This window comes from Paenibacillus sp. 2TAB23, from assembly GCF_052115165.1.
Lineage (GTDB): Bacteria > Bacillota > Bacilli > Paenibacillales > Paenibacillaceae > Pristimantibacillus.
In genome coordinates, this window is record NZ_JBFRGD010000003.1 from 118,625 (window position 1) to 141,693 (window position 23,069).

At 47.9% G+C, this 23,069-nt stretch carries 27 protein-coding genes; 5 read left to right on the plus strand and 22 right to left on the minus strand.

The window, feature by feature from the left end; translation table 11 throughout:
• Nucleotides 1-99: 99 nt before the first annotated feature.
• From sigF to ald, 11 genes are all read right to left on the minus strand, one after another.
• On the minus strand, nucleotides 100-855 hold the full coding sequence (sigF, locus tag AB4Z29_RS05710) for an RNA polymerase sporulation sigma factor SigF (RefSeq protein ID WP_183567903.1): 756 nt from the start codon (nucleotides 853-855) through the stop codon (nucleotides 100-102).
• A gap of 19 nt (nucleotides 856-874) precedes the next feature.
• Nucleotides 875-1,321, minus strand: coding sequence for an anti-sigma F factor (gene spoIIAB / locus AB4Z29_RS05715; protein WP_441942123.1), 447 nt, complete (start codon nucleotides 1,319-1,321; stop codon nucleotides 875-877).
• Nucleotides 1,318-1,671: an anti-sigma F factor antagonist gene (spoIIAA, locus tag AB4Z29_RS05720; RefSeq protein ID WP_139994590.1), complete on the minus strand. Its 354-nt coding sequence runs from the start codon at nucleotides 1,669-1,671 to the stop codon at nucleotides 1,318-1,320. Before spoIIAA ends, spoIIAB begins: the two co-directional genes overlap by 4 nt.
• A 229-nt stretch (nucleotides 1,672-1,900) precedes the next feature.
• Nucleotides 1,901-3,088: a D-alanyl-D-alanine carboxypeptidase family protein gene (locus tag AB4Z29_RS05725; RefSeq protein ID WP_441942403.1), complete on the minus strand. Its 1,188-nt coding sequence runs from the start codon at nucleotides 3,086-3,088 to the stop codon at nucleotides 1,901-1,903.
• A 343-nt stretch (nucleotides 3,089-3,431) separates the two neighbouring features.
• Nucleotides 3,432-4,760, minus strand: coding sequence for a pyrimidine-nucleoside phosphorylase (locus tag AB4Z29_RS05730; RefSeq protein WP_441942124.1), 1,329 nt, complete (start codon nucleotides 4,758-4,760; stop codon nucleotides 3,432-3,434).
• 36 nt (nucleotides 4,761-4,796) lie between these two features.
• The gene (locus AB4Z29_RS05735; protein ID WP_183567912.1) at nucleotides 4,797-4,955 is read right to left on the minus strand and encodes an aspartyl-phosphate phosphatase Spo0E family protein; all 159 of its coding nucleotides are present in this window, start codon (nucleotides 4,953-4,955) and stop codon (nucleotides 4,797-4,799) included.
• Between the two features lie 111 nt (nucleotides 4,956-5,066).
• Entirely contained in the window at nucleotides 5,067-5,906 is an 840-nt protein-coding gene (locus tag AB4Z29_RS05740) for a purine-nucleoside phosphorylase (protein WP_441942404.1), read from the minus strand.
• A 65-nt stretch (nucleotides 5,907-5,971) separates the two neighbouring features.
• Nucleotides 5,972-7,156 carry a phosphopentomutase gene (gene deoB, locus AB4Z29_RS05745; RefSeq protein ID WP_441942125.1) on the minus strand — a complete coding sequence of 395 codons (1,185 nt, stop codon included), beginning with the start codon at nucleotides 7,154-7,156 and terminating at the stop codon, nucleotides 5,972-5,974.
• A 44-nt stretch (nucleotides 7,157-7,200) separates the two neighbouring features.
• Nucleotides 7,201-8,091, minus strand: coding sequence for a site-specific tyrosine recombinase XerD (gene xerD / locus AB4Z29_RS05750; protein ID WP_441942126.1), 891 nt, complete (start codon nucleotides 8,089-8,091; stop codon nucleotides 7,201-7,203).
• A gap of 119 nt (nucleotides 8,092-8,210) precedes the next feature.
• Nucleotides 8,211-8,444: a YqzK family protein gene (locus AB4Z29_RS05755; RefSeq protein WP_441942127.1), complete on the minus strand. Its 234-nt coding sequence runs from the start codon at nucleotides 8,442-8,444 to the stop codon at nucleotides 8,211-8,213.
• Between the two features lie 76 nt (nucleotides 8,445-8,520).
• Nucleotides 8,521-9,663, minus strand: a complete 1,143-nt coding sequence (gene ald, locus AB4Z29_RS05760) for an alanine dehydrogenase (protein ID WP_441942128.1) — start codon at nucleotides 9,661-9,663, stop codon at nucleotides 8,521-8,523.
• Between the two features lie 255 nt (nucleotides 9,664-9,918).
• Here ald and AB4Z29_RS05765 point away from each other — a divergent pair, with 255 nt between their 5' ends.
• Nucleotides 9,919-11,076 (plus strand): S8 family peptidase, encoded by a 1,158-nt coding sequence (locus AB4Z29_RS05765; RefSeq protein ID WP_441942129.1) that lies wholly within the window; start codon nucleotides 9,919-9,921, stop codon nucleotides 11,074-11,076.
• 47 nt (nucleotides 11,077-11,123) lie between these two features.
• Here AB4Z29_RS05765 and fur read toward each other — a convergent pair whose 3' ends face one another.
• The 3 genes from fur to AB4Z29_RS05780 all read right to left on the minus strand — a co-directional run bounded on the left by fur (nucleotide 11,124) and on the right by AB4Z29_RS05780 (nucleotide 13,131).
• Nucleotides 11,124-11,600 (minus strand): ferric iron uptake transcriptional regulator, encoded by a 477-nt coding sequence (gene fur / locus AB4Z29_RS05770; protein WP_441942130.1) that lies wholly within the window; start codon nucleotides 11,598-11,600, stop codon nucleotides 11,124-11,126.
• 92 nt (nucleotides 11,601-11,692) lie between these two features.
• The gene (gene spoIIM / locus AB4Z29_RS05775) at nucleotides 11,693-12,319 is read right to left on the minus strand and encodes a stage II sporulation protein M (RefSeq protein WP_441942131.1); all 627 of its coding nucleotides are present in this window, start codon (nucleotides 12,317-12,319) and stop codon (nucleotides 11,693-11,695) included.
• A 269-nt stretch (nucleotides 12,320-12,588) separates the two neighbouring features.
• Nucleotides 12,589-13,131 (minus strand): NUDIX hydrolase, encoded by a 543-nt coding sequence (locus AB4Z29_RS05780; RefSeq protein ID WP_441942405.1) that lies wholly within the window; start codon nucleotides 13,129-13,131, stop codon nucleotides 12,589-12,591.
• A gap of 115 nt (nucleotides 13,132-13,246) precedes the next feature.
• Between AB4Z29_RS05780 and mciZ the strand changes: the two genes are divergently transcribed.
• Nucleotides 13,247-13,411 carry a Z-ring formation inhibitor MciZ gene (gene mciZ, locus AB4Z29_RS05785; RefSeq protein WP_183567934.1) on the plus strand — a complete coding sequence of 55 codons (165 nt, stop codon included), beginning with the start codon at nucleotides 13,247-13,249 and terminating at the stop codon, nucleotides 13,409-13,411.
• 147 nt (nucleotides 13,412-13,558) lie between these two features.
• Here the strand turns inward: mciZ and AB4Z29_RS05790 are convergent, their stop codons facing one another.
• Nucleotides 13,559-14,692 (minus strand): M20/M25/M40 family metallo-hydrolase, encoded by a 1,134-nt coding sequence (locus AB4Z29_RS05790; protein WP_441942132.1) that lies wholly within the window; start codon nucleotides 14,690-14,692, stop codon nucleotides 13,559-13,561.
• Between the two features lie 94 nt (nucleotides 14,693-14,786).
• Here AB4Z29_RS05790 and prli42 point away from each other — a divergent pair, with 94 nt between their 5' ends.
• Nucleotides 14,787-14,888, plus strand: a complete 102-nt coding sequence (prli42, locus tag AB4Z29_RS05795) for a stressosome-associated protein Prli42 (RefSeq protein WP_441942133.1) — start codon at nucleotides 14,787-14,789, stop codon at nucleotides 14,886-14,888.
• Here prli42 and lipB read toward each other — a convergent pair.
• The 5 genes from lipB to lpdA form a co-directional block, all read right to left on the minus strand.
• Nucleotides 14,874-15,584, minus strand: coding sequence for a lipoyl(octanoyl) transferase LipB (gene lipB / locus AB4Z29_RS05800; protein ID WP_441942134.1), 711 nt, complete (start codon nucleotides 15,582-15,584; stop codon nucleotides 14,874-14,876). The genes prli42 and lipB overlap by 15 nt on opposite strands.
• Before the next feature lie 14 nt (nucleotides 15,585-15,598).
• Entirely contained in the window at nucleotides 15,599-16,930 is a 1,332-nt protein-coding gene (locus AB4Z29_RS05805) for a dihydrolipoamide acetyltransferase family protein (protein ID WP_441942406.1), read from the minus strand.
• A gap of 119 nt (nucleotides 16,931-17,049) precedes the next feature.
• Nucleotides 17,050-18,033 (minus strand): alpha-ketoacid dehydrogenase subunit beta, encoded by a 984-nt coding sequence (locus AB4Z29_RS05810; RefSeq protein WP_183567946.1) that lies wholly within the window; start codon nucleotides 18,031-18,033, stop codon nucleotides 17,050-17,052.
• Nucleotides 18,033-19,067, minus strand: coding sequence for a thiamine pyrophosphate-dependent dehydrogenase E1 component subunit alpha (locus AB4Z29_RS05815; RefSeq protein WP_441942135.1), 1,035 nt, complete (start codon nucleotides 19,065-19,067; stop codon nucleotides 18,033-18,035). The genes AB4Z29_RS05810 and AB4Z29_RS05815 overlap by 1 nt, the downstream gene beginning before the upstream one ends.
• Before the next feature lie 98 nt (nucleotides 19,068-19,165).
• Nucleotides 19,166-20,593: a dihydrolipoyl dehydrogenase gene (lpdA, locus tag AB4Z29_RS05820; RefSeq protein ID WP_441942136.1), complete on the minus strand. Its 1,428-nt coding sequence runs from the start codon at nucleotides 20,591-20,593 to the stop codon at nucleotides 19,166-19,168.
• A gap of 209 nt (nucleotides 20,594-20,802) precedes the next feature.
• Here lpdA and AB4Z29_RS05825 point away from each other — a divergent pair, with 209 nt between their 5' ends.
• Nucleotides 20,803-21,096: a DUF2627 domain-containing protein gene (locus tag AB4Z29_RS05825; protein WP_441942137.1), complete on the plus strand. Its 294-nt coding sequence runs from the start codon at nucleotides 20,803-20,805 to the stop codon at nucleotides 21,094-21,096.
• 100 nt (nucleotides 21,097-21,196) lie between these two features.
• Here AB4Z29_RS05825 and coaD read toward each other — a convergent pair whose 3' ends face one another.
• Nucleotides 21,197-21,673, minus strand: a complete 477-nt coding sequence (gene coaD, locus AB4Z29_RS05830; protein WP_441942138.1) for a pantetheine-phosphate adenylyltransferase — start codon at nucleotides 21,671-21,673, stop codon at nucleotides 21,197-21,199.
• Between the two features lie 135 nt (nucleotides 21,674-21,808).
• Here coaD and AB4Z29_RS05835 point away from each other — a divergent pair, with 135 nt between their 5' ends.
• Entirely contained in the window at nucleotides 21,809-21,976 is a 168-nt protein-coding gene (locus AB4Z29_RS05835) for a mechanosensitive ion channel protein MscL (protein ID WP_441942139.1), read from the plus strand.
• Between the two features lie 156 nt (nucleotides 21,977-22,132).
• Here AB4Z29_RS05835 and spo0A read toward each other — a convergent pair whose 3' ends face one another.
• Complete coding sequence (spo0A, locus tag AB4Z29_RS05840) at nucleotides 22,133-22,945, minus strand: sporulation transcription factor Spo0A (protein ID WP_183568032.1); 813 nt, start codon at nucleotides 22,943-22,945, stop codon at nucleotides 22,133-22,135.
• Nucleotides 22,946-23,069 lie beyond the last annotated feature (124 nt).

The following is a 23,069-nucleotide window of genomic DNA, read 5'->3' on the forward strand; positions in this document are numbered from 1 at the left end:
TTCTGCATAAACTTTGGTGGATGTTTCCCTTTTAGTATGAGATAAGGTCGATTCGGATACTCATGCAAAACGAGGTAAAAAATAGAAAGACCAAATCGCCTATAAGGCGATCTGGTCTCTGATTGACTGCAATATCTTTTTCTCGAGCCGGGATACCTGTACTTGTGAAATCCCCAGCCTGCTGGCAACCTCGGATTGCGTTTTGTCACGGTAATAGCGCAGGTATACAATTAATCGCTCGCGTTCGCTGAGGCCCTCTATGGCTTCTACGAGCGCCAGCTTATCGAACCACCGATCCTGAGACTCATCCGCGATCTGATCCATTAAAGTGATGGGATCGCCATCATTCTCAAAAACCGTTTCGTGGATCGATGTCGGCGGCTTGTTCGCTTCTTGAGCGAATACGACTTCCTCTGGCGTAATGCCGAGGCGCTCTGCCACCTCGCTGATCGTCGGCAAGCGGCCCAATGTTTTGGAGAGCTCATCCTTCATTTTACGCACCTTATTGGCCGTTTCCTTCAGCGATCTGCTCACCTTTAGCGTACCGTCGTCCCGTAAAAAGCGCTGGATCTCCCCAATAATCATGGGCACCGCATAGGTGGAAAACTTCACATCATAAGACAAGTCGAATTTATCGACCGACTTCAGCAATCCGATGCAGCCGATCTGGAACAAATCCTCGGGCTCATAACCACGATTGATGAACCGCTGCACGACTGACCAAACGAGCCGGATATTGCAATGTACGAGTGTATCCCTTGCAAGCGTATCCCCGCTTTGACTTAACGCAATAAGCCGCTTTACTTCCGCGTCGTCCAGGTATGGCTGGGCCGTCTGTTTTAGATTGACATCCATGAGGTTCAACCCCTATACGCTAATTGTAAAGCGCTTTTTTCGATTCAATTCGTTTCAACATGGCTACTCGCGTTCCGCCGTCAATGCGGCTCGATACTACAAATCGGTCCATGAAATTTTCCATGATCGTGAAGCCCATTCCAGAGCGCTCAAGCTCGGGCTTCGATGTATATAGCGGCTGGCGAGCAAGCTCCAAATCCTCAATGCCGCGACCGCTGTCAGAGATGGTAAGCGAAACAGAATCGCCTTCGATTCTAGCCTCGATTGTGACCTCACAGGTTGGATCATTTTCGTAGCCGTGAATAATCGCATTCGTAACCGCCTCGGAAACCGCAGTCTTCAAGTCGTTCAACTCCTCGAGCGTCGGATCGAGCTGTGAGACGAATGCAGCAACCGCGATACGCGCGAAAGCTTCATTCTCCGATCGGGCGCTGAAGGAAAGCGTCATCTCATTGGATCCGTTCATGACACCACCTCCAAACTGGAAATTGCATTTCGCTCATTATCATGAATCGTCAAAATTTTGAATAAGCCTGACATTTCGAACAAGCGGTGAACATTCGGATTTACGTCGCAAACGACCATTTTCCCGCCTTTGCTCTTCACTTGCTTGTATCTTCCCAGAATAACGCCAAGGCCGGAGCTGTCCATAAATTGCAGCTCCTTCAAGCTGAGAATGACATGCTCGCTGCTGCCGCGCAGAATAGCCTCTTCCATCTTATAGCGCACGACATCGGCTGTATGGTGATCCAGCTCGCCTCGAAGCCTTACGATCAGCACATTGCGGTATTGCTCCAATTCAGCTTGCAGACTCATTATGCTGTTCATCTCCTCTAGGTTTTTTCAAACATAAGAAAGAATAAACCAAACCTTGTATCCCTTCCTTACATTTCACCGTGCATTGCCGACCGACCTGCGGTGAGTCAGAATCAGAGGTGCTGCACATGCCGAGATAGAACTAGCAATTCTCCAAATGGAGATGTTATTCCTGCATGACGACAAAACTAGAAGCATACCGCTAACAGCTGACAAAATACGAGCGGGTTTATGCAAACAACCCGGAGAAAGAGCGCTTCAGCAATTTCCACCAGCCCGCGCGTTCCACGGACAACGGAGCATCTACATCGAATTCTTTGAGAACCTGGTTTCCTTGGTAGACCACTAGCTTACCAATCGGTTGTCCAATCTGTACTGGTGCTTTTACTGGTCCATCGATTTTCAATTCATAACGGATATCCTTCGTTTGGCTGCCTTTTTTCAGAAGCACGCTGTATGTATGCTTCGCAACGAGCGGCAGCTCCGGAGCGGTGCCCTTTTCAATCTGCAGCGTTCCCATCGACTCGCCTTCTTTTATTATCGAGTGGTTCATATATTGGGCAAACGAATAATCGAACATTTGTGATACTTCGGCATTTCGGGTTTTAGTGTCCGGCTCACCCATGACCACGGCGATAACGCGCATGCCATCCCGTTTAGCTGTCGCGGACAAACAATATTTCGCTTCACTGGTAAAACCAGTTTTCAAGCCGTCTGCCCCATTATAGAAACGGACAAGCTTATTCGTGTTAACAAGCCAGAAGGGCTTCTCGGATGTTTTCCGCAAATAATCCTGGTAAAGCCCCGTATATTTGGTCACCTCGGAATGCTTCAGAAGCTCCCGTGACATAACCGCAATATCATGCGCCGATGAGAAATGGTTAGCAACGGGCAATCCGTTCGGATTCGAAAATTGAGTGTCATTCATGCCGAGCTGCTGTGCCCGTTCATTCATCATCGCGACAAATTGCTGCTCCGTACCTGCCAGCTTCTCTGCCATTGCCACAGACGCATCATTGCCTGAGGCTAGTGCAATTCCTTTAATCATGTCGTCAACGGTCATTTCTTCTCCCGGTTCAAGGAAGATTTGCGAGCCTCCCATCGAAGCGGCGTATTCGCTAGTTTGAACCTTGTCCGATAGTTTTATCTTCCCGTCATCCAGCGCCTCCATGATCAGAAGCAGTGTCATGACCTTTGTAATGCTTGCTGGCGGCAGCTTGTCATGGCTGTTCTTCTCGTATATGACTGTGCCGCTATCCGCATCCATCAAAATGGCAGATCTTGCGGACTGCGCTAAGTTAGCGCTCGGCGCTTGATTGGACGGCGCTGGGCCTGGCGGAGGCGTAGGCTCGACTGCAGCAAAGGCTGCAGCGGGCATCGCAAGGGCGAATGCAAGAATAAGTATACATAGCTTCATAGAACGGTTTTTCAACTGGATCTCCTCCTGAAAAGTGTTATGCTGTGAGCTTGTATCGTGAGCACTCGCATAATAATCGTGCTGCATGCGACAATTGCGACACAAATCGCTTAGCTTTCTCTTCTCAGTGTTGACTTGTAAGCTGGAAATTATTCCAAATCGATAGAATGATTTGTATAGTAAGGTGAAACGGCTAGCGAAGTCCTTTGTCGGCTCGGCGCGTTTCATTACGAGAACTACAGAGAATGTATAGCCTAAAAATATATTTTCCTATATTTCAAAAAAATCCGCTCTCCACTAGGGAGAACGGATTTTCATTCATGCATTTTATTTTATTTTATTGCTAGTATCTCTGTACACCTTGTGCAGTAATAACGGATAACAACAACGCACGAGGCTCAGGCTTTGTCTCTGTGATCGTATAGGCTGCTCTCACCTTGACCGCGACTTCCTTAGCTGTATCATTTGCTTCACGCACATGCAGCAAAGCTAGCGTATCTCCGGCATTTACAGAATCGCCAACTTTTTTGCGAAGAGTTACTCCGACTGCGTAATCAATCTCAGCATCCTTCGTTGCCCTTCCAGCGCCTAGAATCATCGCTGCCAGCCCGAGCTGCTCCGCTTCGATTGCACTTACGAAACCAGAATGCTCAGATGTAACCTCAACGATAACAGGAGCTTGCGGCAACCGTGCTGGATCATCTGCTATAGAAGCATCGCCGCCTTGAGCCGCGATGAACGATTTGAATTTCTCCAAGGCTGCTCCGTTCCTGATCTGCTCACGGAGAAGCTCCTTTGCAGATTGAACAGAATCCGACTTCCCTCCGAGCATGACCATATGAGCACCAAGTGTCAGGCACAATTCCGTAAGATCCTCCGGACCATTTCCTTTGAGAGTCTCAATCGATTCCTGAACCTCCAAAGCATTACCGATCGCAAAGCCGAGCGGCTGATCCATATCACTTATGACGGCAGCCGTGTTCCGGCCTACCTCCGTACCGATTTCTACCATTGCACTCGCGAGCTTCTCGGAATCCTCTAAGGTTTTCATAAATGCTCCGCTGCCTGTCTTGACGTCAAGCACAATCGCGTCAGCACCAGCAGCGATTTTCTTGCTCATGACAGAGCTTGCGATAAGCGGAATGGACTCCACAGTTGCTGTAACATCCCTTAGCGCATACAGTTTTTTGTCGGCAGGAGCGAGATTGCCGCTTTGTCCTATAACCGATAATCCAATATCGTTGACCTGCGACATGAACTTCTCGCGCGAGAGCTCCGTGCGGAATCCCTCAATCGATTCCAGCTTATCTATCGTGCCGCCAGTATGGCCCAAACCGCGACCCGACATTTTGGCAACAGGCACGCCTACCGAGGCAACCAATGGCCCCAGGATTAACGTAGTTTTGTCTCCAACCCCGCCTGTGCTATGCTTATCGACTTTGATTCCGCTAATCGGACCAAGATCGACTTGATCCCCAGAATTAGCCATCGCAAGCGTCAAAGCTGCCGTTTCCTTCGCGGTCATGCCACGAAAGAAAACAGCCATTGCCCATGCTGACATCTGGTAATCGGGAATATCGCCGCGGGAATATCCATCAATCAAAAACGTAAGCTCTGAAGCGGTCAGCTCGCCACCGTCTCGTTTCTTCTGTATGATATCTACCGACCGCATATCCTTCTCTCCAATCGTCATTCCAATATGAATAAGCTATAAAGCGCGTCGTTCCCTTTGCACCTGGACGATGATCTCATCAAGTGATTGGCTTAGCACAAGCACGTCCAAATGCTGAAGGCTTTCATTCAATAGAGCCGCTTCGATCATCTTTTTGCGCAACTGCTCCATCTGTGTGAGTAATTGCTTGTCCATATCCATAGTCCACTCCATCTTTCTTTGATCATGGACATTATACGACGATTCGCAAAAAAAACACTGTCAGAATGAGTCGACGAAATTGTTACAATTGTGTTACAAAAAACATTACATGACAGCAATTAACGCGTTAACCAAACCCAAAAATTGGGACTTGACTCGCTCTGTCGTTTCCATAACTTCCGCATGCGACAAGGGTTGATTCAAAATACCTGCTGCCATATTGCTAATACAGGATATTCCGACGACTTCGATTCCCGAATGACGCGCAGCAATAACTTCTGCAACAGTCGACATTCCGACAGCATCGGCGCCAAGAACTCTCAGCATTCTTATTTCTGCAGGCGTTTCATACGTAGGACCTAGCAAACCGGCATATACGCCCTCTCGAAGCGTGAACCCCTGGGTAGCTGCAATCTCACGAGCCGCGGCTCTCAAGCGCTTGCTGTACGCTTCCGACATATCCGGGAATCGAACGCCCAGCTCATTGTCATTGGGACCGATGAGCGGGTTTTTGCCTGTAAAGTTAATATGGTCCGAGATGAGCATTAAGTTGCCCGCCTCATAGTCCGTATTTACTCCACCGGCAGCATTCGTAACCAGCAATGATTGTACCCCAAGCGCCTTCATCACACGCACCGGGAATGCGGTAAGCTCTGGACCGTAGCCTTCGTACATATGGAAACGTCCGCGCATTAGAATGACGGATCTGCCAGAAAGCGTTCCAATTAACAGTTCCCCTGCATGGCCTTCAACCGTTGAGATCGGAAAGTGCGGGATGTCATGGTATTGAATCGTTACAGCATTCTCCAAATGGTCACCGAGAACGCCTAGACCAGAGCCCATGATAAGTCCGATTTCCGGATGCTGCTCTGTTTTCCCTTGAATATAGGCAGCGGCTTCTTTAATATGTGCCGCTGCTAGTCCTGCAGCAGTAATAGTTGTCATCATTGTTCCTCCTAAAATGACGGTTACCCCGTCTTTATTACCCTATTTATCAAAACGTTAAGCATTTATTTGCTTTCAAGCAAGGAAAGGAAGCTCGTGCCATTAGGCGGTGCTTGAACATCGAAATTAGCCGCTATCGTGGCGCCTAGATCCGAGAATGTTGAGCGTACAGGCAGCTTACCTGGTTTTTGAAAAGCTGGGCTGTACAATAGAATCGGTACATATTCACGTGTATGGTCGGTACCTGGGTGGGTAGGATCATTGCCGTGGTCGGCAGTTATGATTAGCAGATCCCGCTCACCCAGCTGTGCTGTCAGCTCAGGCATCGCCTTATCGAATTCCTCCAACGCTCCAGCATACCCTTCGGTATCGCGGCGATGCCCATAAAGCGAATCAAAATCGACAAGATTAGTAAACAACAAGCCTTTGAACGGCTGCTTTAGCTGTTCAATGGTTTTTGCTATCCCATCTGCATTGCTTTTGGTTGGGGTAGAGGAGGTAATTCCTTCGCCATCAAAAATGTCGTTGATTTTGCCAATAGCAATAGAGTCGTATCCCGCATTTTTCAATGCGTCCAGTACGGTTGGCTGAGGAGGCTTTACCGCATAATCATGGCGGTTCGGCGTACGTTTGAATGCGCCAGGCTCGCCGATATAAGGCCTTGCGATTACGCGACCAACTGTAAACCGGGCATCCATAGTAAGCTCCCTGGCGATTTCGCATGCACGATAAAGCTCATCTAACGGAATAATCTCCTCATGCGCAGCAATTTGGAAAACACTATCCGCTGATGTATACACAATCCATGCCCCAGTTGCGATTTGCTCAGCGCCAAGCTCGTCCAATATGTCCGTTCCGCTGGCAGGCTTGTTGCCGATGACCTTACGGCCTGTCCGTTCCTCGAACGGACCGAGCAATTCAGGAGGGAAGCCTTCAGGGAACGTTTGAAAAGGTACGGTCATTTCCAGTCCCATAAGCTCCCAATGTCCCGTCATCGTATCCTTGCCCACCGAAACCTCAGCCATTTTGCCATAATACGCCGCAGCGGCTTCGCCTTCTGGTTTCCAGTCATGAATGGGTGCGATCCGGTCAAGTCCCCAATCTCTGAGATGAGGCAGCTGTAGAGCTGGCACGGACTTTGCAATATGACCGAGCGTATGTGAGCCAACATCTCCGAAATCTACCGCATCCGGCAGCTCTCCAATCCCTACGCTATCTAAGACAATAACGGCTATACGATCAAATTTCATATGTATGACATCCTCCTCTATGTTGATTCATGAAGCAGCTTTCGTTATGCACGGGGATGAGACTGGTTATACGTGTCCTTTATTCGCTGCTTTGAAGCATGCGTATACTTTAGCGTCGTCGAAATGTCAGCGTGACCGAGCAGCTCCTGAACAGCACGTACGTCTGCCCCATTATCCAGTAAATGTGCCGCAACAGAGTGCCGCAGCGTATGTGGAGTGATGTCCTGCGCAATGCCCGCTTCCTTGGCGTGCTTCTTTATCGTCTTCCAAAATCCTTGTCTTGTCAATCTCGTGCCTAAATGGTTTAGGAACAACGCCGAATCTGACTCCCGTTCCGTCGTTAGCTCTCCTCTGCCCAGTTGAAGGTACGCTGACATGGCTTCACCTGCTAAACGCCCGAAGGGAACAATACGCTCCTTCTGCCCCGTTCCCACGCATTGAATATAAGCCAGCTGCAAATGGACATGCTCCACATTGAGCGCCACCAGCTCAGAAACTCTGATTCCCGTTGCATAAATAAGCTCGAGCATCGCTTTATCTCTCTTGCCTGCGGCACTTTCGCTATTCGGCGTTTCGAGCAGCGTACTCGTCAAATCAACGCTCAGTATGCTTGGCGACTTCTTTTCTTGCTTGGGCGATTCCAAATAAATTGAAGGATTATTCACAATAAGGCTTTGTGTTGCCAAAAAATGAAAAAAGGCACGCACCGACACGATATGTCTCGACAGCGTAGCAGCTTTTCTTCCTTGTTCCTTCAGATGGTGCATATACCTTGAAATATGATGCCGCTGCACTTCAGAAATTTCGACTAGACTATTCTCAAGCATAAAATGAATGAATTGATTCAAGTCGCGCTCATAAGAAGACAGCGTATTGTCGGACAATCTCCGCTCCGAACGCAGATAGTGAATATATCGATTTAAATGATCTTTCATCGGACTTCCTTTCACATCAGACACATGGCATAACATGCTTTTCTACAAAAATATTCAACATTCGACTCTATTAATCCTGCTTCAAAGGACAATCTAATCTTTGCAGCCAGCTTCATGCGTCATTCCCCATACCAATAAAACCAGCGCAGCCGATCGGCCGCAGCCTTGCTGTCAGGCGAGTCGGGATCGGTAACAAAAACTTTTAAAGCTGCTCCTTTTGGTTCCCGATAAGGATGAACGGGAGATATGGCGTCGGCAAGCCAGCGGTAGCCACCGGTTACGACTAAAGACAGCAGCGTAAATATGACAATGAAAAAGACGCGGCTCGTCCAATTGCGAATCGAAAAAACCATGCAAACCAGCCTCCTTTATATACCGATACGTTACTCGTCCGTATCACCATATGAGAAAGCTGGTCTGAATATGCCATTAATCGCTCAAACGCTCGTATGGAAAGCTATCCATCCATTTCTCAAGCGGAACATAAGGTAAATTCGCTGCAGCTGCAACAGGCTCATACGTCACATTGCCCGCATGCGTGTTTACTCCTTTTTGCAAAGGAATGCTATGTCGTACAGCTTCCATCCCTTTGTTCGCCAACTCAAGCGCATACGTAATCGTCACATTGGTAAGCGCGAACGTAGAAGTACGAGGCACAGCGCCAGGAATATTGGCAACGGCGTAATGCACCACGCCATGCTTCACATAAATCGGGTCCTTGTGGGTAGTTGGTCGGTCAACCGTTGCAATGGAGCCCCCTTGATCGACAGCTACGTCAACAATGACCGCTCCCCTTTTCATCCCCTGCACCATTTGCTCCGTGACAAGATGCGGAGCACGCGCTCCTGGAATGAGAACCGCTCCAATCAGCAGATCCGCTTTAGCTACAGCTTCGGCAATATGGTATGGATCGGACATTAAGGTTCGCACTCGACCTCCGAATATATCGTCCAAATAACGCATGCGATCGGCGCTTCGCTCCAATATGACTACGTGCGCACCCATGCCAAGCGCGATTTTGGCCGCATTTGTTCCGACTATGCCACCGCCTATAATAACAACTTCAGCTGGGGGCACGCCTGGCACGCCTCCCAATAACACGCCTCTCCCGCCGTTAAACGCTTCAAGAAACTGAGCGCCAACCTGCACCGACATTCTTCCTGCAACCTCGCTCATCGGCGTTAAGAGCGGCAGGCTGCCATTCCCAAGCTGGATCGTCTCGTAAGCGATGCCTGTAACTCCTTTTTCGACAAGAGCCTTTGTCAATTCAGGCGCTGCCGCTAAATGCAAATAAGTAAACAGCAGCAGCCCTTCGCGAAAATAAACAAACTCCTCGGCAAGCGGCTCCTTGACCTTCATGATCATTTCCGCTCTAGACCATACCTCAGCCGCTGTAGGGACTATTTCGGCACCCTCGCGCAAATAATCGGTGTCCTCAAATCCGCTCCCGCTTCCCGCGCCTGACTCGATGATCACTTTATGACCCGCCGATGCAAGCACCGTCACGCCTGCCGGAGTCAAAGCAACACGGTACTCGCTTTGCTTGATTTCCTTCGGTACGCCTACAATCATCCTATATTCCTCCTTTTGCTTTCGATCTTCAAGCCGAAAAAACATTGCTTTCTATGTTGTATGAGAGATCGTGTGCGAATGATCGTCCATTTCGAGAAAGAGCTCGTACCATTCTTTACAGGGCTCTTCGTATCGCTTCTATGTTTTGTTTTATTTCGAAAAATATGTGTACAAATGTCAAGTACCCATACGGATAGTCCCTTCCTTCCATAAACTACAAAAATGCGAATGCTCATATAAGGAGGGTATAGTCCTTTGTCCAAAATAAAAAGCCTATTTAAAAGCTGCTCACCATGCAATGCCTCAAAGGATACCTTCCGCAAGTTAATCACGCTTCGATCAGCGAAGTCCTATAGACGTTGTCTGAAGCATCTCAGGGAGATCGGCATTAATCCTTTCAAAACCGTACCTCATAGCCGAATTATCGGCTGCCACTTCCGAAAGGGCGTTTCTGTTCAAGCATTAACCAGAAGCCCCTTGATTGCATTAGTCGAAAAAGATATGAAAATCCGAGCACATGGCCTACCCCAGAAGAAAGCAAGCGCTCGTTTTTCCTCCGTTCCTCTGCTTACGCCTGCCACCTCGCCAGCACTCGTTGAGTGGAATATTCGCCGAATCCAAGCTCCTCACGCATGGGAAACTACACGTGGAAAATCGATAAAAGTAGCCGTACTCGATACGGGAATTGCCAGTCATCCGGATTTGAGAATTGCCGGCGGCGTGAACACGATTGATGGAGGCTCCTATGCGGATGACAATGGCCATGGCACGCATGTTGCCGGAATCGTCGCAGCCGTTAGTAAAGGAGGAAAGGTAATTGGCACGGCGCCTGAAGTGAATTTGTATGCGGTGAAAGCATTGAATAAAGACGGAGAAGGCTTTGTATCCGATATTATTGAGGGAATCTATTGGTGTATCGATAACAAAATGGATGTAATCAATATGAGTTTCGGCGTCTTGGGATCGGACAGCAGCGCCACTCTGCATACAGCAATTAAAAAAGCAGCCAAGCGTGGAATTGTAGTTGTGGCATCGGCAGGCAACAGCGGTAAGTCATCAGGCAAAATCGACGAGCCTGCTTCATTCTCCGAGACCATTGCAGTCGCCGCCTCGACCAAGAGCAACAAGATCGCAACCTTCAGCAGCAGAGGCGCTGGGATCGGTATAACCGCCCCTGGCGAAAATATCTTATCTACTTGGTTAGATGGTTCATATAAGAAGCTTTCCGGCACAAGCATGGCCTCTCCGCATGTTGCTGGCGGAGCTGCGCTGCTTCTAGCCGGAAAACCAGGAGTGACTCCGTTATCGGTGAAAAAGAAACTTAAGAACCGCGCTGCAAAGCTGAACGGATTCGGCGCGCTAGCCCAAGGCTCAGGCTTATTGCAGCTTGATCGGATTTTTGAGTCGAAATAAATGCCAAAACGGCTTTGCCGTCCAGTTATGCTGGGCAGCCAAGCCGTTTACGTTTGTTTTTCATTTGGGTTTGTTGCATTATCGTTTTTCTCTTTGCACCGACGGCATACGCCTTGAAAATCCAGCCTATGGTCGATAACAAAAAAACCGTATTCCAGCTCTAGCCGTTCTTCCAGAGGCAAAAGCCAATCTTCCTTAATCTCATCCATTGATCCACATTGTACACATATAAGGTGATGGTGATGATGCTTGTTGCTGTCCGTACGCAAGTCGTAACGCGCTACTCCATCGCCGAAATTCAACTTTTCGACAACATGCATTTCGCTAAGTAATTCCAACGTCCGATAAACCGTTGCAAGCCCAATTTCTGGCGCTTTGTCCTTTACCAGCATAAATACATCCTCAGCGCTCAGATGGTCGTCCTCGTTCTCTAGCAAAACTCGTACCGTTGCTTCCCGCTGCGGGGTTAACTTGTAGCCCTGCGACTGCAACTGTTGTTTAATCTTATCAATCCGGGCTTCCATGATTTCCCCCCTACCACATGACTGCGCCTATTTCAGGAAACGTTACCTCTCATTATAGGTGCTAACACGCAATAAAGTCAAACATTTTGGTGTCATATTGTGGCGTTATCGGGCGAGAGAAGCGGGGAAACCCAGCTGATTAAAGCAGGTGAAACATATGCCTCGAATAGGGCTGCCCCTGCAAACAGAAACAGCATGAGCACAGCCGTAGACGTAAAATTAGCAAGCTGAGGTGCTAGTTCTCCCTTTTGCCCAAGCAATCTATTTTTAATGACGTACAAGGAGAATGATAGAGCGGCCGCACTTATGATGACCATCGCCGGCACGGCTATAATATTCTGAGGCGCGACCGATACAAGTGAAAATAACACGCCTTTCCATGCATACTGGTTTATTAGCGTTCCGACTGAAAATCCGACCAAAGCTCCCTTCAGAAAATTAAGGGCTAGAACACCTGGTATGCCTACGACTGTAATGCCTAGGAGCCATAATAATAGCAGCCATTTGCCGTGGAAAAAAAATCGTTCCCAAAATGAATCGGCGACCCCTGAACTGATTCCGCCGTTCATCAGCTTTACGTATTGATTGACATCCTGAGCAAGATCCTGCTGCTGCTCAAGGGTTAAAGCATTGACCATCAGCGCGCCAAAAATAACGCCAACAACAAACAAGACCGAGACGAATACATACAATGAAAGTTGATTTTTGATTATGGTCACCCTTCCCTTCACGATTGAAGCCCTGCCTTTATGGAAGGAACATTTTCTTTGCTGACGCAAAAGGCTTAGAGGGCAACACCTAATAAGACGCGCCATGTTTGGACGCCCCATAAATACAAGCCATTCGTTAAGCGTTTGACTTGGAATATTTGTACTCATCGGCTAAGCAAGGAAATAATCAGACACAATGATAGGGGTTGTCTTACTAATGTAGTGTATGAAGCTTAATTGCGAGGTATGACGGGTATATAGATAGAAAAGAAGGTCGGCTACAGCCGACCTGTCAGTATGTACAGCTTCCAGGCATAAACCGCTAATATGGTTTTGGCATCGCTAATCCGACCTTCATGAATATAAGCTTCCGCTTGTTCAATCGTGATTGCCTCAACTCTGAGATCCTCGTCATCGTCTGGATTTTGCACGCCTTGCTCTACCTTATCCGTGAAATAAATATATAGTTTCTCGTCGGCAAAGCCTGGCGAAGTATAAAAAGCATTTAAAAGCTTAAGATCGTCGGAACGGTATCCGGTCTCCTCTTCTAGCTCCCTGGCTGCTGCTGTTAATGGGTCTTCTCCTGGATCCAGCTTGCCTGCTGGAATTTCAATCTGGAACTTCTCAAGTGGCTTCCGGAACTGTTCAACGACTAAAAGCTTTCCATCCAGCAACGCCATAACTGCTGCGGCTCCAGGATGCTTAACGATTTCTCTGGTCGCTGTTCTGCCGTCACCCAGCGTAACTGTATCCACCTGCAATGTGATCATCTTGCCTTCAAAAATAGGTTCAGTACTAATCGTTTCCTCACGCCATAGCATTGTCGGTTGTTGCTCTTCCAATTGAATCTCTCCCTTAATTGTGTTTGTTGACTACGCATAACTTGTCCTGCCGCTGCATAACTATCATTATATCAAAACGACAGGGGCGAATATCATGAAACAATATATTGCGTTGAATCATTTACGTTTAGTGGGTAAAGGTTGGGAAATCAGACATCAGCTGCGCAAGCTTTCAGCATCCACATTATCCCGTACGCCTATGTCTGAATATACAGGCGTAATTAGCGTACGACGTGCTCCCTTAGAGAAAACAAACTAATCAAGGTTATTAATAGGCAGACAAAAACCCTCCATCCGCATTGTTCAGCGTAGACTGAGCTTGTAGGATTGAAGGGCTTTCTGTCATGTTCGTCAACAGGATGTCGACATGTAAGGATTACATATCCACAAGGCTAGGCTGAATGGTTTATTCTGCTTCGGCAGCTTGTTTGATAATCTCAATGACGAGTTCCGTCGTTTTCACCAGATCCTCAACCTTGATTTGCTCCTTGGTTGTGTGTATATGTTCATATCCGACAGCCAAATTGACCGTCGGGATACCTAACCCGTTAAATATATTCGCATCGCTGCCCCCGCCAGAATGGAATGTACGCGGAGTACGGCCAATGGCAACGATCGCTTTTTTGGCAAGCTGCACAACGGGATCCTCATCATCGTATTGATACGCCGGATATATAATTTCACTCTCCAGTTCTCCCCGTGCACCGAACTCTTCTGCCGCGCTCTCTACTGCCTTGCGCATAGCTTCAATCTGGTTATCCAATTTATGTTGAACGATGCTTCTTGCTTCGGCATCCAGCTTCACATAATCGCAAACGATATTGGTTGCGCCTCCGCCCTCGAAACGGCCAATGTTGGCTGTTGTTTCGTTATCGATACGGCCAAGCGGCATTCTAGCAATCGCTTTAGACGCAACTTGTATCGCACTGATTCCATCCTCAGGATTCACACCAGCGTGTGCCGAGCGTCCATACATTTTAATCGTTACTTTCGCTTGCGTAGGCGCACCTACGGCAATATCTCCAATTGCACCGTTTGAATCCAGCGCATATCCGAATTTCGCCTCAAGCTTCGATGCATCGAGTGCACGCGCGCCCAAAAGTCCGGATTCCTCGCCAACCGTAATGACAAACTGTATTCTGCCGTGCGGCAGCGACTGCTCCTGAACGACGCGAATCGCTTCGAATATCGCCGCGATGCCTGCTTTGTCATCCGCCCCAAGAATCGTCGTGCCGTCGCTCCGTATGTAGCCATCTTCATCAAGCTGAGGTTTAATGCCAACACCCGGTGTAACGGTATCCATATGGCATGTGAAGAAGATAGTCGGTGCAGCAGCGGCAATTCCTTCTGCTTCCCAGATTACGAACATGTTGCCAGCTCCATGACCCGTCTTCGCTGCCGCGTCATCCTCGCTGACCTGCATGCCCAGCGCTTCAAACTTTTGTTTAAGCACGCGGCTTATTTCCTGCTCATGCTTGGTCTCGCTGTCGACTTGCACTAACTCCATAAATTCTTTCACTAAACGATCTTTTGCGATCATAAACGTTTCCTCCGTTCATCAGTTTCGTATACAATAGAAGATATGACAAGCTTGCACAAACCAATGAAACCATGAATAGGAAAGGGGTTTTTACATGCGCAAACAACGTTTAATTCGAATCGTTGCCATTTTAGTCGTAACCGCACTTCTTTTATCCACTTTGGTGGCCGGCCTTGGCTCGCTATTCCTCTATTAGATTTAAGTCGTATTTGAACTCTTTGGCGAAATGAGGGAGCAGTTGCATGGCCGCTTCCTCGACCGTCAGCTCTAAACCCGTCAAATCATTAAATGAGGTCACGCCGAATTGCTGAATGCCACAGGGAACGATGCCGCTGAAACCTTCCTCGGCAATTCCTGATTTAATGTTCAGCGCAAAGCCATGACTCGTAACAAAACCCCGCCGCTTCCGAGCCTTGTTGAATTTGACACCGATTGCCGCGATTTTTGAATGCCCGACCCATACTCCTGTATATTCCGGTTTTCTGCCCGCTTCTATACCATACTCGCTAAGCCAATTAATAATGACCTGCTCTAAGCTCCGCAAATAACCATGTAAATTCAGACCCTCAGCATCCAAGTACAATAGCGGGTAACCTACTATTTGACCGGGACCATGATAGGTTATATCGCCGCCGCGGTCGATCTGAAACAGCGTAATCCCTCGTTCCGCCAGCTGGTCCTCGTCAAGGAGCAAATGCTCCGGATGTTTGTCTGAGCCCATCGTATACGTTGGCGGATGCTGAAGAAGGAGCAGCGATTCCTCCCGCTCCCCCTGATCAATTTGCTTCACGTATGCTTTCTGCAGCTCCCACGCGTTTGCGTACTCGAGCGTGCCGATATAGTGGGCGTCCAGCCGTCTCAAGCTTATTGCGTTATCCGCTTCAGCCATCATGGTGTTCCCCTTTTCTAATACAATTTGCTTTCCAGATTGAAGCTCTCCAAATTGTCCTTCACACGCTGCAGGAAGCGTCCGCAAATAACACCATCTAGAATGCGGTGATCCAGTGATAGGCAAAGATTTGCCATTGAGCGCACCGCGATCATATCGTTGATAACGACAGGACGCTTCACGATGGATTCGAACGTTAGAATGGCAGCCTGCGGATAATTGATGATCGGATAAGACAATATCGAACCGAATGAGCCCGTATTGTTCACCGTAAACGTACCGCCCTGCATATCAGACAACGTCAGCTTGCCTTCTCTGGTCTTGCGAGCCAGCTCTTCGATTTCTTTGGCCAAGCCTGCAACGTTTTTATGATCGGCGTTTTTGATGACTGGCGTGAGAACAGAATCCTCTGTTCCAACAGCAAGCGCGATATTTATATCGCGTTTTACGATAATTTTATCGACTGCCCACATCGAGTTCATGATCGGAACATCTTTAATGGCATTCACAACAGCTTTCAACAGGAAAGCCAAATAAGTGAGATTAATGCCTTCGCGTTTCATGAAGTCATCTTTAAGCTTATTTCTTAGCAGCACAAGGTTTGTAACGTCAACCTCAATCATCGTCCATGCATGCGGGATTTCGCTTACGCTTTGCCTCATATTACGTGCAATCGTATTTCTGATCGGCGTAACGTCGATGAAATTATCACCGCGGCCCGCATTGGATGAGCCTTCGACTTCGATTTTCGGAAACTTCGGCGTCTCTGTCAAATGGAGGCCCGAGGAACGCACTTGTGCAGCTGCGTCTACTGTTCTAGGAGCAGGTGCCACAGCAGGGCCATTGACCGGCTGATTCGACTTGCCAGCGCCGGAAGCTACGAATGCTAGTACATCCTTTCGAGTAATACGACCGCCAAGTCCCGTACCTTGTACGTCAGACAAACGGATGGCATGCTCAGCAGCAAGCTGCTGAACAGCTGGCGAGAACCGATTGCGCATAGGCGCGTCGTCCGATTCGATCGCAAGAGGGTCCATATCCGAAGCGCGCTCCGCAGGTGCAGAGTGTCCTCCTGGCGCTGCTTGCACAGCAACATCCGCCGTTCCTTCCGTTTCAATGATACAGATAGGTGTTCCTACCGGAACGGTCTCGCCTTTTCCAACCAAAATTTGAACAAGCTTCCCGGCTACGGTAGATGGCAATTCCGCATTTACTTTGTCCGTAATGATTTCACAGACAGGCTCATACACATCGACCCAATCCCCAGGCTGCTTCAGCCATTTGTCAATTGTGGCCGAAACGAGCGATTCCGCTAACTGCGGCACGACGATTTCCGTCATAGTTTTCATCATTCACATCTCCCTACTGACCCATGCGTCAACAGCTTCCGCCGTCCTTCGGCGGCGCAGCATACGTTTCGCGGTGACAATCAAGCGCTGTATCAAAACAGCATATATTCTATTCTCTATTAATAAAGAGCTAGCTGCCGCATGGCTTCTTTGACCTTTTCCTTATTGAGCAGAAAAAACTTCTCGCCCGGAGGATTAATGGGCATTGCCGGAACGTCGGGCCCACAGAGCCGCATGATTGGAGCATCCAGCTCATAAAGCAGCTCCTCTGCAATGATGGCAGATACTTCGGCACCGACTCCACCTGTTTTGTTGTCCTCATGGATGATTAGCACCTTGCCCGTTTTGCGAACCGCTTCAAGGATACCCTCTTTGTCCAGCGGCTGAAGTGTCCTCAAATCAAGAATGTGGGCACTAATTCCTTCACCGGCAAGCTCTGCCGCTGCCTGCTCTACGAAGTGAAGAGGCATGCTGTAGCTAATAACGGTGATATCTTCGCCTTCGCGCAGCACGTTCGCTTTCCCGATAGGGACAATATAATCCTCATCCGGAACTTCACCCAAGATCAGCTTGTAGCATTTTTTATTCTCAAAGAAAAGAACCGGATCCGGATCACGAACAGCAGCTTTCAGCAAGCCCTTTGCATCGTAAGCCCGGTAAGGAGCGACGATCTTAAGGCCCGGCGTTCCGATAAATACCGATTCCGGGCATTGCGAATGGTACAAGCCGCCAAAGATGCCGCCGCCAATCGGTGCGCGAATAACGATCGGACAGGTCCAGTCATTATTGGAACGATACCTTATTTTCGCTGCTTCGCTAATAATTTGGTTTGTTGCCGGGAACATGAAATCCGAATACTGCATCTCAGCTATCGGTTTCATTCCGTACATCGCAGCACCAATGGCAACTCCAGCAATCGCCGACTCGGCTAGCGGCGTATCCATCACACGCTGCTCGCCGAATTGCTCCTGCAGCCCTTTTGTCGTTGTAAAAACTCCGCCTTTAAGACCAACATCCTCGCCGAGCACGAACACGTCCTCGTCTCGCTCCATCTCTTCTTTCATCGCTTGGCGAATCGCATCAATATATTCGATAACTGGCATTATGAACGGCCTCCTTGCTCAGCATCGCCAGCAAATACATGCAGCAATGTAGATTCCGGCGTAGGGAACGGCGCTTTGTCGCCATATTCCGTTGCCTCGTCAAGCAGCTTGCGAATTTTAGCCTGAAGCTCCGCTTCCAGCTCTTCATTCCAAATACCGCAATCAATCAAATATTGTTTATATTTAGGTATGCCGTCTTTCTCGCGATGCAGATCAACCTCTTCTTTGGATCGGTAAGCCAGATCGTTATCAGAGGTGGAATGCGGCGAGATTCGGTACATCATAGCCTCGATCAGCGTAGGGCCATCTCCTGCTATAGCCCTCTCACGCGCTTCTTTTACGACGCGGAAAACTTCAAGCGCGTCATTCCCATCCACTTGGAAGCCAGGGAAGCCATAGCCAATCGCCCGATCAGCTACTTTTCCGGCCAATTGCTTATGTAGCGGCACCGAAATGGCATATTGGTTATTCTCGCACATGAGAATGACCGGCAGCTTGTGCACGCCCGCAAAGTTGCACCCTTCATGGAAATCGCCTTGGTTGCTGGAGCCTTCTCCGAACGTAACAAACGTGACGAGCTCTTTCTTTTTCATCTTGGCAGCCATCGCTATGCCTACTGCATGCGGAACCTGCGTCGTAACTGGACTTGAGCCCGTTACAATACGGAGCTTCTTCGAGCCGAAGTGTCCTGGCATTTGGCGTCCGCCGCTATTGGGATCCTCTGCTTTCGCAAACACCGATAACAGCAAATCTCGCAGCGTCATGCCAACAGCCAGCACAAACCCGTAATCACGATAGTAAGGCAAATAATAATCATTTTCTCGATCAAGCGCGAAGGCAGCGGCAACCTGTGCCACCTCTTGGCCAACGCCAGAAACGTGAAAGTTAATTTTACCGGCGCGCTGCAGCAGCAGCATGCGCTCATCAAACTTACGAGCGGTCACCATTGTAGCGTACATATCAATTGCTTGCTCATCGCTAAGCCCTAATTCCAAATGACGAACATTTTGCCCAGTAGAAGCAGATTGGGTCACAAGGTGTTCCTCCTTTTTTTAGCACGATTATAACCTGGTACTAAGACTAGATCATATATATTATAACTCCAATTGATTCAAAAAGAAAACCACTATGATTAGAACGAAATTGCATTGCCGTCTACAGCAAGCATCGCCTCTCCAAGTGCCTCTGAGAGCGTAGGATGCGGATGGATCATTTGACCAACTTCCCACGGCGTAGCATTAAGGACACTGGCAAGAGCGGCCTCGGAAATAAGATCCGTCGCGTGAGCGCCAATCATATGGACGCCGACGATGTCATTTGTTTTCCGATCGGCAATGACTTTGACGAAACCATCCTTCTCGCCAAGAACGAGTGCTTTGCCAATCGCCTGGAACGGAATTTTACCGGTTACAATATCATGGCCCTTCGAGCGGGCACCGTCTTCGGTTAAGCCATACGATGCGATCTCGGGACGGGAATAGATGCATCTAGGAATAAGATGGGCTTCCAATGCTGTTGGCTTCGCTCCGTTTATATGCTCAGCGGCAAGCAGACCCTCATGAGCCGCTGCATGCGCAAGCTGCACGCCGCCGATGACATCGCCAATCGCATAAATATGCGGCTCGCTCGTCTGTCCAAAGCCATTCACTTCAATTACACCGTTGATCGTACGAATATCCGTATTTTCAAGCCCGATGCCTTCAACGTTTGCTTGACGGCCGATGGAAACGAGCAGCTTCTCTGCCGTCAGCACGACATCACCATCAGGTGTTGCGGCAACGATGGACACTTCTCCGTTTTCCCCTTTATATTGATCCGTTTGAAGCTGGACTCCCGTCAAGATACGAATGCCACGCTTGGAAAACAATTTTGTCAGCTCGGCTGACACCTCCGTATCCTCGCCTGGCAGCAAGCGTGAACCCGCCTCTACCAACGTCACCTGTACTCCGAAATCCTGGAGCATGGATGCCCATTCAACGCCGATCACACCTCCGCCAACGATGATTATGGAGCTTGGAAGCTTGTCCATTACAAGCGCTTCGTCACTGCTCATAATATATTCGCCGTCTGGCTCCAAACCAGGCAATATGCGAGGCCGAGATCCAGTAGCGATAATCAGATTCGTGGAAACAACCGACTCCATTTCACCATCCGGCAGCTCAACGGCCAGCGATCCGCTGCGCGGTGAGAAGATCGAAGGTCCAATGACTCTTCCTTTGCCCTGTATGATTTGAATTCCATTTTTTTTCATTAAGCTTTGCAAACCGCGGAATAACTGTTCGACTGTTTGCGTCTTGCGAGTCTGCACCTTATCGAACGCTAAGGATACAGCTCCCTCAGCTACTTCTATTCCATATGTATTGGCCTCTAGCAAGGTTGAATATACCTCTGCGCTTCTCAGTAACGATTTACTAGGTATGCAGCCTTTATGCAAGCAGGTTCCTCCGAGCTTGTCCATTTCAATGATTGCTACCGACTTGCCTAATTGTGCAGCCCGAATCGCTGCCGTATATCCACCAGGTCCGCCTCCGAGCACAGCCACGTCTACCTGAATAGCCATCTAATCAATCCCTCCATCATTGCATGCCAACTTAGCGGGAGTGCTTATGCTTTGCGGCACACCCTTTCGCATTGTAACATGTCATTCTTCCCTATTGTACCTGTTTTTGCCGCCAGAGGCATCGTTGGTTTACGAAATAGACACACTGCGCTTAAAAAGGTATGATAATGCTAACTGTATATTTTGACCGATAAGGAGAAACTCTATTTATGAAATTAATAACGGCCCGTTTTATTGCCATCCTCATGTTAGTTATTCCTGGACTGCTTGCTTGCTTCGGATTTCTGAAAATGAAAGATTCATTGTTCCTTTACTTCTCTCAATTCGGAGACTCAACCATCACGCCTGATTTCGAATGGCTGAAATTTTTGCTAGGCTTTGTCATGTTTGCTGCTGGTGCAGGCTTTATTGCTGGCTGGACTTTTTTCCGAGACCGCAAGCGCAATTATGTTGCACCCCGCTTCAAGCAAAAACGTCCACGCCCGCCAAAGCCGCAAAACTAACTTAACCACGACTTATATTGTGTTTCTCAACCGCCAAATCGGGTTTTCATGGCTCCTGATCTGGCGGTTTTTTTATAGAGACTATGACAGCATTCAGCTTCTACTCCACATAATCAAGCATCTGCATGTACGCTTTGGGCACCATATAGGATGCGGCGAGATCTGTCTTATCGGACATCAGAAACATCCGGACGAGTGAACTGCTCGTTTGCATGTAATGCGTATAGGGTGACAAATAAATCGTATCAGCCATCGTCGTATTACGAATATATTGCTCAAGCTGAAGCTCGTATTCTAAATCTGTCGCATTGCGAATGCCCCTGATTACAACATGAATATCATGCTTATTAATATAATCTGCCACAATACCCTCATAAGGAATGATTTTAAGTTTCACATCTTGGGGTATAGATAGTGAAACGAGCTCCGTTCTCTGATCAATCGTAAAATGATGCTTCTTGGAGCGGTTGTTCGCTACAATAACATGAACCTCGCTAAACAAATGAAAAGCCCGTTCGATTACAGAAACATGCCCTAACGTAATCGGATCAAAACTCCCTGCATACACAGCTCGCATAGGGTCGCCTCCATTCTTATCCTTAACATTCCGATGATGATTTTCAAATAAAATTACAATTCTAATCATTTCTTTTTATGATAGCCAAATACAAGTGCATTAAGATTAGTTTAACTTAAGAAGAGAGGTGAACATATGAAAATCGTGTTCGATGTTACCGTAGACGGGAAAGTAAAAGAAACAATCCAGCCACAAACACAACGCTTGAAAGAAATTCATAGCTTTATCAAAGCAGAATCAAACGGATTAATCAAGAAATACGGAACCAACGTCTATATTAACCGAAGAGTCGTTTACAATTGAGGCATCTCGCGAGGGCCTTTTTTTGTTTTAGGGCTGTTGATATTATTATCGATGCAATAGAAAAAACCGAGACAATGACTGCCTCGGTCGTGGAAGTTCAAATTGCAATCGTAAGCTTCGTTTCAAAAAAACCCTAACAATAGCCTCCTCTTACACTCAGCTAACCTTATGCTCAATTCGCAGCTTATCTGCTACCATCGCAATGAATTCTGAATTCGTTGGCTTCGACTTACTGATATTAATCGTGTAACCAAACAGGTGACTGATGCTGTCAATGTTGCCGCGCGTCCATGCAACTTCGATCGCGTGGCGGATCGCACGTTCCACACGGGAAGGTGTTGTTTTGAACTTCTCGGCAATGGCGGGATACAGCGTTTTCGTAATCGCTCCAAGAATTTCAATGTTGTTGTACACCATCGTAATCGCTTCGCGCAAATATTGATAGCCTTTGATATGTGCAGGAACTCCGATTTCATGAATAATGCTTGTTATGTTCGCATCCAGGTTTTTACCCTTCGCAATTGGAACAACATTAGATTTCAACGAGGATGAGCTGGTCGTGAAGCTTCCCGTTGAGGAATAGGTAGGATTACCAACCAGCTGACGTATCCGGTTCGCCAAGATATCCATATCGAATGGTTTTAAAATATAATAAGAAGCACCTAGCTGTACCGCTTTTTGTGTAATATTTTCTTGGCCGAATGCCGTTAGCATAATGATTTTTGGCATCGGGGATAGATTAATCTCTTTCAAGCGCTCAAGCACGCCCAGTCCGTCTAAATGAGGCATAATAATATCAAGGATAAGGACATCAGGAATTTTTCTTGTTTCCTCCAAATGTCTTAGAACCTCTTCTCCATTGTACGCGACTCCACTTACACTCATATCACTTTGTTCTGATATGTATTCCGATAACAGGTTAGTAAATTCCCGATTGTCATCTGCCAATAATACTTCGATCTTATGCAAGTTGTGGTCCTCCTCTAAATGATATTGATGATTACGCTCACTAGTTGTCTGCTTAAAGTTTTCGACATGTGAAGTTGAATTCCTTCTGTCGAAAATTATTTTTCTTTATTTTTTTACGTCAATT

Excerpts from the sequence above, each read along its gene's own strand:
- AB4Z29_RS05755 (WP_441942127.1), bottom strand. The coding sequence starts at position 8,444 with ATGGTTTTTTCGATTCGCAATTGGACGAGCCGCGTCTTTTTCATTGTC.
- AB4Z29_RS05740 (WP_441942404.1), bottom strand. The coding sequence starts at position 5,906 with ATGACAACTATTACTGCTGCAGGACTAGCAGCGGCACATATTAAAGAA.
- deoB (WP_441942125.1), bottom strand. The coding sequence starts at position 7,156 with ATGAAATTTGATCGTATAGCCGTTATTGTCTTAGATAGCGTAGGGATT.
- AB4Z29_RS05725 (WP_441942403.1), bottom strand. The coding sequence starts at position 3,088 with ATGAAGCTATGTATACTTATTCTTGCATTCGCCCTTGCGATGCCCGCT.
- AB4Z29_RS05730 (WP_441942124.1), bottom strand. The coding sequence starts at position 4,760 with ATGCGGTCGGTAGATATCATACAGAAGAAACGAGACGGTGGCGAGCTG.
- AB4Z29_RS05735 (WP_183567912.1), bottom strand. The coding sequence starts at position 4,955 with ATGGACAAGCAATTACTCACACAGATGGAGCAGTTGCGCAAAAAGATG.
- prli42 (WP_441942133.1), top strand. The coding sequence starts at position 14,787 with ATGCGCAAACAACGTTTAATTCGAATCGTTGCCATTTTAGTCGTAACC.
- lipB (WP_441942134.1), bottom strand. The coding sequence starts at position 15,584 with ATGATGGCTGAAGCGGATAACGCAATAAGCTTGAGACGGCTGGACGCC.
- fur (WP_441942130.1), bottom strand. The coding sequence starts at position 11,600 with ATGGAAGCCCGGATTGATAAGATTAAACAACAGTTGCAGTCGCAGGGC.
- AB4Z29_RS05805 (WP_441942406.1), bottom strand. The coding sequence starts at position 16,930 with ATGAAAACTATGACGGAAATCGTCGTGCCGCAGTTAGCGGAATCGCTC.
- mciZ (WP_183567934.1), top strand. The coding sequence starts at position 13,247 with ATGAAACAATATATTGCGTTGAATCATTTACGTTTAGTGGGTAAAGGT.
- xerD (WP_441942126.1), bottom strand. The coding sequence starts at position 8,091 with ATGAAAGATCATTTAAATCGATATATTCACTATCTGCGTTCGGAGCGG.
- ald (WP_441942128.1), bottom strand. The coding sequence starts at position 9,663 with ATGATTGTAGGCGTACCGAAGGAAATCAAGCAAAGCGAGTACCGTGTT.
- spoIIAA (WP_139994590.1), bottom strand. The coding sequence starts at position 1,671 with ATGAGTCTGCAAGCTGAATTGGAGCAATACCGCAATGTGCTGATCGTA.
- sigF (WP_183567903.1), bottom strand. The coding sequence starts at position 855 with ATGGATGTCAATCTAAAACAGACGGCCCAGCCATACCTGGACGACGCG.
- spoIIAB (WP_441942123.1), bottom strand. The coding sequence starts at position 1,321 with ATGAACGGATCCAATGAGATGACGCTTTCCTTCAGCGCCCGATCGGAG.
- AB4Z29_RS05790 (WP_441942132.1), bottom strand. The coding sequence starts at position 14,692 with ATGATCGCAAAAGATCGTTTAGTGAAAGAATTTATGGAGTTAGTGCAA.
- AB4Z29_RS05780 (WP_441942405.1), bottom strand. The coding sequence starts at position 13,131 with ATGCTATGGCGTGAGGAAACGATTAGTACTGAACCTATTTTTGAAGGC.
- AB4Z29_RS05835 (WP_441942139.1), top strand. The coding sequence starts at position 21,809 with ATGAAAATCGTGTTCGATGTTACCGTAGACGGGAAAGTAAAAGAAACA.
- coaD (WP_441942138.1), bottom strand. The coding sequence starts at position 21,673 with ATGCGAGCTGTGTATGCAGGGAGTTTTGATCCGATTACGTTAGGGCAT.
- AB4Z29_RS05825 (WP_441942137.1), top strand. The coding sequence starts at position 20,803 with ATGAAATTAATAACGGCCCGTTTTATTGCCATCCTCATGTTAGTTATT.
- AB4Z29_RS05810 (WP_183567946.1), bottom strand. The coding sequence starts at position 18,033 with ATGCCAGTTATCGAATATATTGATGCGATTCGCCAAGCGATGAAAGAA.
- lpdA (WP_441942136.1), bottom strand. The coding sequence starts at position 20,593 with ATGGCTATTCAGGTAGACGTGGCTGTGCTCGGAGGCGGACCTGGTGGA.